The organism is Mesorhizobium sp. WSM4841 (assembly GCF_055811515.1).
In genome coordinates this window covers 42,142-51,710 of the sequence record NZ_JBVVQC010000018.1, presented here as the reverse complement: position 1 = coordinate 51,710, position 9,569 = coordinate 42,142, and the positions used below count along the sequence as shown (strand labels likewise).

Annotated in this window: 10 protein-coding genes; 3 read left to right on the top strand and 7 right to left on the bottom strand. The window is 64.9% G+C overall.

Annotated features, from left to right (window positions below):
* The first annotated feature begins 160 nt into the window (after positions 1-160).
* On the top strand, positions 161-367 hold the full coding sequence (locus tag AC0L14_RS20930; RefSeq protein WP_473488920.1) for a hypothetical protein: 207 nt from the start codon (positions 161-163) through the stop codon (positions 365-367).
* A 149-nt stretch (positions 368-516) separates the two neighbouring features.
* Here AC0L14_RS20930 and AC0L14_RS20925 read toward each other — a convergent pair whose 3' ends face one another.
* From AC0L14_RS20925 to AC0L14_RS20900, 6 genes are all read right to left on the bottom strand, one after another.
* The gene (locus AC0L14_RS20925) at positions 517-1,014 is read right to left on the bottom strand and encodes a GNAT family N-acetyltransferase (protein WP_123147849.1); all 498 of its coding nucleotides are present in this window, start codon (positions 1,012-1,014) and stop codon (positions 517-519) included.
* Between the two features lie 50 nt (positions 1,015-1,064).
* Positions 1,065-2,081 (bottom strand): ABC transporter permease, encoded by a 1,017-nt coding sequence (locus tag AC0L14_RS20920; protein ID WP_473488919.1) that lies wholly within the window; start codon positions 2,079-2,081, stop codon positions 1,065-1,067.
* Positions 2,078-3,655 (bottom strand): sugar ABC transporter ATP-binding protein, encoded by a 1,578-nt coding sequence (locus tag AC0L14_RS20915; RefSeq protein ID WP_473750598.1) that lies wholly within the window; start codon positions 3,653-3,655, stop codon positions 2,078-2,080. The genes AC0L14_RS20920 and AC0L14_RS20915 overlap by 4 nt, the downstream gene beginning before the upstream one ends.
* 260 nt (positions 3,656-3,915) lie before the next feature.
* Complete coding sequence (locus tag AC0L14_RS20910; protein WP_126043165.1) at positions 3,916-4,866, bottom strand: substrate-binding domain-containing protein; 951 nt, start codon at positions 4,864-4,866, stop codon at positions 3,916-3,918.
* A gap of 292 nt (positions 4,867-5,158) precedes the next feature.
* Positions 5,159-6,040: a DMT family transporter gene (locus AC0L14_RS20905; protein ID WP_473750597.1), complete on the bottom strand. Its 882-nt coding sequence runs from the start codon at positions 6,038-6,040 to the stop codon at positions 5,159-5,161.
* A gap of 48 nt (positions 6,041-6,088) precedes the next feature.
* Positions 6,089-6,295: a hypothetical protein gene (locus AC0L14_RS20900; RefSeq protein ID WP_473488916.1), complete on the bottom strand. Its 207-nt coding sequence runs from the start codon at positions 6,293-6,295 to the stop codon at positions 6,089-6,091.
* A 233-nt stretch (positions 6,296-6,528) separates the two neighbouring features.
* Here AC0L14_RS20900 and AC0L14_RS20895 point away from each other — a divergent pair, with 233 nt between their 5' ends.
* Positions 6,529-7,968 (top strand): LuxR C-terminal-related transcriptional regulator, encoded by a 1,440-nt coding sequence (locus AC0L14_RS20895; protein ID WP_473750596.1) that lies wholly within the window; start codon positions 6,529-6,531, stop codon positions 7,966-7,968.
* Positions 7,969-7,975: 7 nt separating this feature from the next.
* On the opposite strand, the gene AC0L14_RS20890 is transcribed toward AC0L14_RS20895, so the two are convergent.
* A complete protein-coding gene (locus AC0L14_RS20890) occupies positions 7,976-8,983 on the bottom strand; it encodes an aldo/keto reductase (RefSeq protein ID WP_473750595.1) in 1,008 nt (335 codons plus the stop codon).
* Between the two features lie 241 nt (positions 8,984-9,224).
* Here AC0L14_RS20890 and AC0L14_RS20885 point away from each other — a divergent pair, with 241 nt between their 5' ends.
* Entirely contained in the window at positions 9,225-9,449 is a 225-nt protein-coding gene (locus tag AC0L14_RS20885; RefSeq protein ID WP_029351283.1) for a hypothetical protein, read from the top strand.
* Positions 9,450-9,569 lie beyond the last annotated feature (120 nt).

The window sequence follows — 9,569 nt, the reverse complement described above, 5'->3', positions numbered from 1 at the left end:
GCGGCGGGGGGCGCCCCCCCCCCCACAACCCGCGGCCCCCCCGCGGCGGGGGGGGGGGGGGGGGGCCCGCCCCCCCCCCCCCGCCGCCCCCCCCCCCCCCCCGCGGCCCCCCCCCCCCCCGGGGGCCCACGGCCTTGGCGGATCATATACAGGTGTTGCCATGGACATGATGAACAGTTTTGGAAAGATCACGGCGCCGACCCTTTCCAAGACCGATTTCAACTATGAAACGGAGTGCAAGACGGCGCTGGCGCCGCTTGTCGACGGATTGCTGGACGCGGTCGAGTCGGCCGGCTGGGACCGTCGCAAGGCGGCCTATACGTTGATGTTCCTGTCGGCTCAGCGATTGGGAGCCGGCAAGGAGTAGACGGCGCGCGACCTTCATGGCGTTCGCCCGCCGCAACGATCTTCTTGCACCGCAGACGAATGGGACGGTCGCGAGCGGTGCGTTCGCAGCCGACTAATGCTCCGGCCTGAGTGGAAGACGAAGCGCGCCGAGCGCAGGAACACGCGCGCCTAAGCTCGTGGCAAGGGCCTGCGCATGATAAACGACGCATGGCCTTCCGCGCCGTGGGACGAAGGCCTGCGCTCGACCACTTCGAACCCGTGCTTGCGATAAAAGGCCAGCGCCCGGTCGTTCCCCTCGATCACTTCAAGCGCGATGCTGGGAATTCCCGAATGAGCGGCAAGGACGGCGTGCAGCATATCGGCGGCCAGCCCTGTGCCGAACTCGCTGTTGTCGATGTGGAGCCGGTCGAGCATGACGTTGCCGGTTTCATCCATCTCGGCCATCGCGTAGCCGGCGATAGAGCCGTCCGGCCGTTCCGCAACGAAAGACATCTTGTTGTCGTCTGCCAGTTCCGCCGCGATCTTCTGCGGCGCGTGGTAGTCGTCCGAGATGCGTGCCGTGGTCTCGGCACCGATGATTGGCGAGTAGGTCCGGCGCCAGGACTCTCCAAGGAGCCGCGACACCGACGGCACGTCCCGTTCGGTCATGGCCCTGATTTGAGTCATCGCTACTACCTCCCCGGCAGTTTATTGCATCGCATCCTTCGCGCCTCGGATCATCGTCTCACCCGCGATTTCAGCCAGCGGTCGAAGGCCACGGCGAGGATGAGGATCAGGCCGATGACGATGCTCTGGGTGTAGGACGAGACGTTGTTGAACTGCAGCCCATTCTGCAGCACGCCGATCAGTGCCGCACCCACCACCGTGCCGCCGACCGAGCCAATGCCGCCGAACAGCGAGGTGCCACCGATGACGACCGCCGAGATCACCGTCAGTTCGTAGCCGATGCCGGCGACGGCTTCCGAGGAATTGAGCCTGGCCGACAATACGAAGGCGGCGAGGCCGGCGAAGAAGCCGACGATGACATAGACCGAGATCAGGATACGGTCGACGCGCAGGCCCGACAGCCGCGCCGCCTCGGCATTGCCGCCGACGGCGTAGACGGCGCGGCCGTAGCGCGTGTAGCGCAGCACGATGTGGCAGAGGATTGCCGCCGCCGCGAAAATGATCGCCGGCACCGGGACCGGGCCGATCAGCCCGGTGCCGAACCAGCGCATCGAGGCGTCGAAGCCGGAGATCGGGCCGCCGTTGGAGATCGTCAGCGTCAGGCCGCGAAAGACGGTGAGGCCGCCAAGCGTGACGACGAAGGGCGGCACCTTCAGCCTGGTGATGGCAAAGCCCTGGACGCCGCCGGCCAGGGCGCCGATGACGACGGCAGCCAATAGGGCTGCGAACCAGCCAAAGCCTTGCGTGCCGGACGTCGACAGCGACAGCGTGTTGGCGGTGCCGCCCTTGGCCACCACCGCCGCGACCATGCCGCAGAAAGCCAGCAGCGAACCGACCGACAGGTCGATGCCGGCAGTGAGGATGACGAAGGTCATGCCGAGCGCGATCAGCCCGGTGATCGAGATCTGCCGCATGATGTTGAAGATGTTGATGGGGTCGATGAAGCTCGGCTTCAGGACGGTGAAAACAACGATCAGCAGCGCCAGGAACATCAGCGGGCCGAAGCTCATCAGCAGGCGCGCGACATTGATGCCGCCGCGCTGGGTCTGTTCGGTCGTGCTGGTCATTGCGTCGCTTCCTGCGTTTGATCGAGCGCCATCAGTTCCATCAGTTTTTCCTCGGTCGCCTCGATGCCGGGCATCTCGCCGGTGATGCGTCCGCGCCGCATGGTGACGATCCTGTCCGACACCGCAAGCACCTCCGGCAGTTCGGACGAGATCATCATGATGGCGATGCCGCGCGTTGCGAGCTGCACCAGGATCTGGTGCACCTCGGCCTTGGCGCCGACATCGACGCCGCGTGTCGGTTCATCGACAATCAGCACCTTGGGGTCGCGCGCCAGCCAGCGGGCAAGGATGACCTTCTGCTGGTTGCCGCCGGACAGCCCCTCTATGGGCTGCTCGGGCGAGGCCATGCGGATAGACAGCGTCTTCCTGTAGCTTGCCAGCGCTTCGCGCTCGCGGCGCTCGGCCATGAAGCCGGCGGCGTTGGAGTAGCGGCCGAGGGCGGCGATGGAAAAATTGGTGAGGATGCCGAGCGCGGCGAAGATCGCCTGGTGCTTGCGGTCTTCCGGCACCAGGCCGATGCCGAGCGCGATGGCGTCGGCGGGTGTTTCAGGCGCGATCGGCTTGCCGTCGAGCGCGATGGTGCCGGCGGCAATGCGGTCGGCTCCGAAGATGGCGCGGGCCAACTCGGTGCGGCCGGAGCCGACGAGGCCGGCGACGCCGAGGATCTCGCCCGCCTTGAGGTCGAGATCGACGCCTTCGAGCACGATGGCGTGCGGCGCTTGCGGATCGCGCACCGTGCGCAGGCCGCGCACGGAGAGCCTGACGTCGCCGGCGACGTCGCGCAGCGTCGGCCTGGCATAAAGCTCGGACGCGGCGCGGCCGACCATCTTCTCGATGATTTTCGGCAGCTTGATCGGCCCGCCGTCGCGGTCGAGATGGCCGGCCAGCCTGCCGTCGCGCAGCACCGTCATGCGGTCACAGATGGCAGAGGCCTCTTCCAGCCTGTGGGTGACGAACATGATGGCGACGCCATCCTTGCGCAGCCGGCCCATAATCGACATCAGCTTCTGCACTTCGGTTTCGGTCAGCGCCGAGGTCGGCTCGTCCATGATGATGAGGCGGCTCTTCAGCGACAGCGCGCGGGCGATCTCGACCAGCTGCTGTTCGGCGACAGACAGTGCCGACACCGGCGTAGTCGGGTCGAGGTCCAGACCAACGCGGGCGATGATCGCGCGCGAGTCTTCCTCCATCTTCCGCCAGCTGACCAGGCCGAGCGGCCCGAGCGGCGCGCGGCCGATAAAAATATTCTCCGCCACGGTGAGCGTCGGGATCAGGCTCAGTTCCTGGTAGATGGTGACGATGCGGAGGCGCTTGGCGTCCTGCGGGTTGTGGGGATTGAATTCGACGCCGTCGAAGACGATGCGGCCGCTGGAGGGCGGCATCACGCCGGAAAGGATCTTGAGCAGAGTCGACTTGCCGGCGCCGTTCTCGCCGAGCAGGCCGAGGATTTCGCCGGGCCGAACCTCGAGCGAGACATCGCTGAGCGCGGTCACGCCGGCAAAGCGCTTGGTCACGCCTTCTACGACGAGGAGGGCGGGCGATGGCGACGTCGTTGCCGCTTCTGCTGGAGACAAAAAATCCTCCTGAAAGATGAGATCGATCGTTCCGATTGTTACACAAGGTTGGCGGGACAGCGCCCCCCTCTGTCCTGCCGGACATCTCCCCCACAAGGGGGGAGATTGCGCCTTCATCACTGGTTTCGCCAATCACCAACGTTGCAGAGGAGAGCCTGCGTCGAAGCTGCCAATCTCCCCCCAAGTGGGGGAGATGCCCGGCAGGGCAGAGGGGGGCGCGGCAGAACGCTACTTTTGCCGCTGTGCGCCCTCGGCGTCGCCTACTTCGTCTCGCCAAGCCTTTCAGCCTTGTCGAGATTGTCCTTGCCGATGACGATCGGCGTCAACAGCACGAGCTTTTCCTTCGGCTCGGTCTTGTCCTTGGCATAGGCGACCGCGATCTGCACCGCGGTGCGCGACTGCTCGCCGGGGAACTGTTCGACGGTGCCGGCCAGCTTGCCGTCGCGCACGGCGACCAGCGCTTCGGGAAGCGCATCGAAGCCGTAGATCTTGACGTCGGTGAAGTTGCGCGCCGCGCAGGCTTCTACCGCGCCAAGCGCCATGTCGTCATTGGCGCAGATGATCGCGTCGGGCTTGCCGTTGGCGGCAAGGCCGGCCTCGGTGACGGACAGCGCCTCGGCGCGGGCGAAGTTGGCGGTCTGCTCGAAGACGATCTGGTATTTGTCCTTCAGCGGATCGAGCACGTTGTGCACGCCCTTGTTGCGGTCGATCGCCGGGCCGGCGCCGGGCTGGCCCTGCAAATGGAAGATCTTGGCACCGTTCGGGAACGCCGCCACCATGGCCTGCGCCTCGGCCTCGCCGCCTTTGACATTGTCGGCGCCGACATGGGCGAGAATGCCTTCGACGCCGTCGACGCGGCGGTCGATGGTGACTACGGGGATGCCAGCCTGGACCGCCTGCTCGATGGCCGGCGCCAGCGCGTTGACGTCGAGCGGCGAGATGACGATGGCGTCGACCTTCTGCACAAGCGCCGCCTCGATATCGGCGGTCTGCTTTGGCGCCGAATTCTGGCCGTCGCTCTCGGTCAGGTTGACGCCTTGCGCCTGCGCCTCCGCCTTGATCTGGTTCAGCATGTGAACGAAGAACGGAAAGCCGAGGCTCGGCACCGAACCCAGTATGGTCAGCTTGTCCTGGGCGACCGCCAGCTGCGGAGCGGCCAGAGCCAATGTGCCGATGGCAACGGACGACAGCAGGAATTCACGTCTATTCATCAATTTGGTCTCCTCCATATGAACGCACGACCCCGAAAACCGGAATGGGTCTCCGGCAGGCCTGACGCGTCGATTTAGAAATGGAGTGTCCTTTGAGCGCCCAACGGGACGCAACGGCGCTCCAGCCGGTCCACCGCGACGTTCTCCTCCGCTCGGCGCCGGCGCGCGGATGCTAGCCAAGGCCGGAGGTTTGCGCAAGAACGCCCAACGCCGCCGCCGCGCGCTTCATGTCGCCAGCGCGCGGTTGATCACGCTGACGCGCATTGCGCAGAGATTGCGCCCCGATAATCTCTCAGTCTGCCACCGCCGGCTTGCTGATTTTGTCGGTTGTCAGCGACAGCAAGGTGATTGATCCAAATACGACCGCAGCACCGACTGCTGCGGTCGGCGACAGCCGCTCGCCTAGAAATATGGCAGCACCAATCGCTCCGAACACGCTCTCCGCGCTGACGATCACCGCGGCATGGCTGGCGGATGTGAAGCGTTGAGCGACCGTCTGGATGCCGAAGGCGGCCCCGGTCGAGAAGATGCCGAGCACGGCGAGTTCCGGGCCTGCATCGCTGATGGCGGCCAGCGACAGATTACCCTGGAGGGCGCCGAGCGGCAGGGTGAGCACGGCGGCGCCGAGAAATTGCGCGGCAGCCGCCGCGACCGGCGCGCCGTGGGTCTGCATGTGGCGACCAAGCTCCACCATCCAAAGCGCGTAGCACGCGGCCGAAAGTATCGCAGCGAGATCGCCCTGGCTGAAGCTGGTGGTCAAGCCTCCGGACAGCAGCAGGACACCGACCACTGTCATGGCAGCCGCAAGCCCGCCAACAGCAGTCGGGCGCTCGCCAATCAGCAACCAGGCGGCGAGCGGTGTCATCACCGTTGCGGTGCTCACCAGGAAGCTCGCATTGGTAACCGAGGTGTCGAGATAGGAGACCTGCTGGATGATGATCGAAATTGAAAACAGAACGCTGACTTTGGCGAGGCTCATCCAGTAGCCGGGCCCGGATTTCCTTCCCCATTCGAGCATCGTCAGCGGCGCGACCATGAGCCCCGCGATCAGGCAGCGCATGCCCACGGCGCTGAGCGGATCGAGATGATCCAGCACAGTCTTCTGCGCAACATTACCGAAGCCCCAAAAGGCAGCAGCAAGCAGAAGCAGACAGTTGGCCTGCACCTTCGACATATCGATGTCTCGACAAAGCTTGCGCCGCAAAGGGCGGATCGCTGGTTGCTAGCGGGCGGCGAGCTTGTCCCACCGTTTGCAATAAGGGCGGACGCCGACGGGCACGATCTCATAGCCGGCGTCGTTCAACTGGAGCTTCATCTCCTCGAAATGCCGCTTTGAGCCGCTGACGATCGATTCAGGCGTGTAGTCCCAGCCGTTGCGGGCGGCGTTGGCCAGAACGTCGGCATAGACGCGCATGCTCGTGATTTTCACATCCGATTCCAGCACCTGCCTGCATCCTCTTGCGAACAACGGCGAGTGGACGGCGGAAAGACTCAAGATCGTGCATGCCAGCATTATCGAAACAGGACGCATGGAAACCTCCCCTGATAGCAGCTTGTTGCCGCAAGCGAGCTTGCAATTTGTGCGCCTGCGGCGGGATCGGGCAGATGCAGTATTCGGCCTCCTGCATTTGTGGTATTCTTCCGCTGGGGACGGGTCCCACCATGACGTTCAACGACGCTTCGAAAGCGCAGGCGCTCGATGCCTTGTCGGGTCGCGAGCGCGCGGTCGCGGAAAAATTCGCAACCGGCATGACCTATCGCGAAATCGGCAATGCACTTTTCATTGCCCCAACCACTGTTCGCACCCACCTTGCGGCCATCTACGAAAAACTTGGCGTGCGCACCAAGATCGGGCTCGCGGCGTATTTTGCCGGCGCTTCCGGCGCTCGGCCGGACGGGCTGTCACCCCCGTCGGACGCTCCGCCGGTGCTCGCCATATTTCCGATCGAATGCCTGAATTCCGAAGAGCGCTGGCGCCGCTTTGCCGACGGCCTGTCGTCGGACATCACCATCGACCTGGCACGATACGCGGGCTTGCCTGTCATCGCCTTCCACACGATGAAATCGCTGGGCAGCAAGCCGGCCGACTTCGAGGCGGACGGCAAGGCGCTTGGCGCTACCTATATTGTGTCGGGCCAGTTGCGCGCGGACGACCAGAGGATTCGCTTGACGATAGAGCTTGCCGATGCCCGTAGCGGCGTCAGCCTGTGGAGGGAGCGCTACGACCGCCCGGTCGAGGACATTTTCGAGCTGCAGGACAGCCTGACCGAAAGCATCATCAATGTGTTCGCCGGCAGCTACGGAACGCTGGCCACGGTCGGCCGCAATGCGGTTCGCCGCAAGCCGCCGGCCAGCTTGCGGGCCTATGATTTTTATCTACTTGCCCTCGAACAGCACACTACGTTCAGCCGCGCCGGCAATGTCGAGGCGATCCGCTTGTTTTCACGCGCGCTGGAGCTTGACCCTGCTTTCGCCAACTGCTGGGCCGAGCTCGCCTATGCCTATTCGGTCGAGGCCTGCAACGGCTTTGGTGACGACCTGCTGGCGTCGATCGAGAACTGGCGGATCACGGCCGAAAACGCCCTGCGCCTCGACCCGACGGACAGCTGCGCTCACGCATGCCTTGGCAATGTCAGGGCATGCCTTGGCGATCTCGAAGGAGCGGAGCGCGCGCACCGGCGCGCTCTCGAATACGGCTGCAACCACGCCGGCATACTGGCGCTGCTGGCCGGCAGCAAGGCGCTTGTTGTCGGCGATCCGGCCGAGGCGATCCCGCTCATCGAGCGTGCCATGCGCCTCAATCCATTGGCCCCGCCCTGGTATTTCGGCATGCAAGGCCGCATCCTGTTTGCCGCCGGCAGGCATCAGGAAGCTGTCGCGGCGCTCCGCAGGAGTTCGCCGGAATCGCCGGACGTGCTGATGTTCCTGGCGCTTTCGTATGCGGCCATGGGCGAGACCGGCGGGGCGGCGCGCGCCGCGGCCCGCTTGAGAGCCGAATTTCCAGGCTTTTCGGTCGAACGCTTCATCGCAGGCTATCCGGTGACCAACCGGGACGCGTTGCTTGCCATCCGCCACGCTGCCGAACTGGCCAAGCTGCCGTAGATGCCACCTACCGGTCGATCGTCACCATGACGCGTTCGTTGTAGCGCTCACCCGCGACCTTGCCCGGTGCCAGCGCGTCGTTGAGCGCCTGCATTGCGGCGGCGTCGAGCTCGATCGCCGCGGCAGCGACATTCTCCTCGAGGTATTTTCTGCGCTTGGTGCCGGGGATCGGCACGATGTCGAGCCCGAAATCGCTGCCCTTGTGCAGCAGCCAGGCCAGCGCGATCTGGCCGGGCTTGACGCCCTTGGCCGCCGCGATGTCGCGGACAATACCGGCGGCCTGCACATTGGCGTCGTAGTTGGCGCCCTGGTAGCGCGGGTCGCCGCGGCGGAAGTCGCCTTCCGGATAGTCTTCGGCGCGCTTGACGTCGCCGGTGAGGAAGCCGCGGCCAAGCGGCGCGAACGGCACCAGGCCAATGCCGAGTTCGCTGAGCAACGGGATGATCTCCGGTTCCAGATTGCGTTCCCACAGCGAATATTCGCTCTGCACCGCCGACACCGGTTGCACGGCGTGCGCCCGGCGTATGTTGGCGGCGCCGGCCTCCGACAAGCCGAAGAAGCGCACCTTGCCTTCAGTGATTAGTTTGCTGACAGCACCCGCCACCTCCTCGATCGGCACCGCCGGGTCGACGCGGTGCTGGTAGAGCAGGTCGATGTGATCGGTGGCGAGCCGGATGAGCGAACCGTCCACCGCCTCGCGGATATGCTCGGGCCGGCTGTTGCGGTCGGTGCCGATCTGCTTGCCGTTTTCGATACGGAAGCCGAATTTGGTGGCGATCGTCACCTCGTCGCGCCGGCCTTTCAGCGCGCGGCCGAGCAGTGCCTCATTGGTGTGCGGGCCATAGACTTCCGCCGTATCGAGGAAGGTGCAGCCGAGCTCGATGGCGCGGTGCAGTGTGGCGATCGATTCCGCCTCGTCGGCCGGGCCGTAGGACTGGCTCATGCCCATGCAGCCGAGGCCGATCACCGATACCTGCAGCCCTTGGCTGCCCAGCTTGCGTGTGCTCAAGGTCATGGATGAGATCTCCGGACAATGTCAGGGTTCGTGTGCGTCAGGACTATTGCGTCAGGACGATATAGAGCGCTCGCTCGGTTTCCACAGTCGCTCGGTCGAGGCTGATCGCACGATCATGTGAGCTTTCCGCTAAGCGCCTTGCCCGGTGTTGCCCACTGCCCGGAAATTGACAGAACACCCGGTCTCGGCCATCCTTATGCCAGCCGCCTTTTCCTGCGGCGGCGTGTGTATGAGCGAGTCCATGGCCAGTTCCGTCACCAGCCAGAATTCCAAGCGCGCCGCGGTGCGCAAGGCGCTCGACCGCCACAAGGTCTATATCACCGCACAGAGCTTTTCCGCCGGCGCCTACAAAGCCCGTGTCCTCGTCGACGGCGAGGCCTACTGGGTCGACGAATTCCGGCTGAGCCAGCTCCAGCAGGGGCTGTCGCCGGCCGAGCTCGAACTGACGCCGGCCACCGACGATTGAGCCCGTGACATCCATCCCTTCGTCATCCCAGGGCGGAGCAGGAGCGAAGCGACGTCGCGGAGACCCTGGGATCCATGCCGTGACATCGGAGCGCCGCTGCGATCGAATTTTGATGCTGGC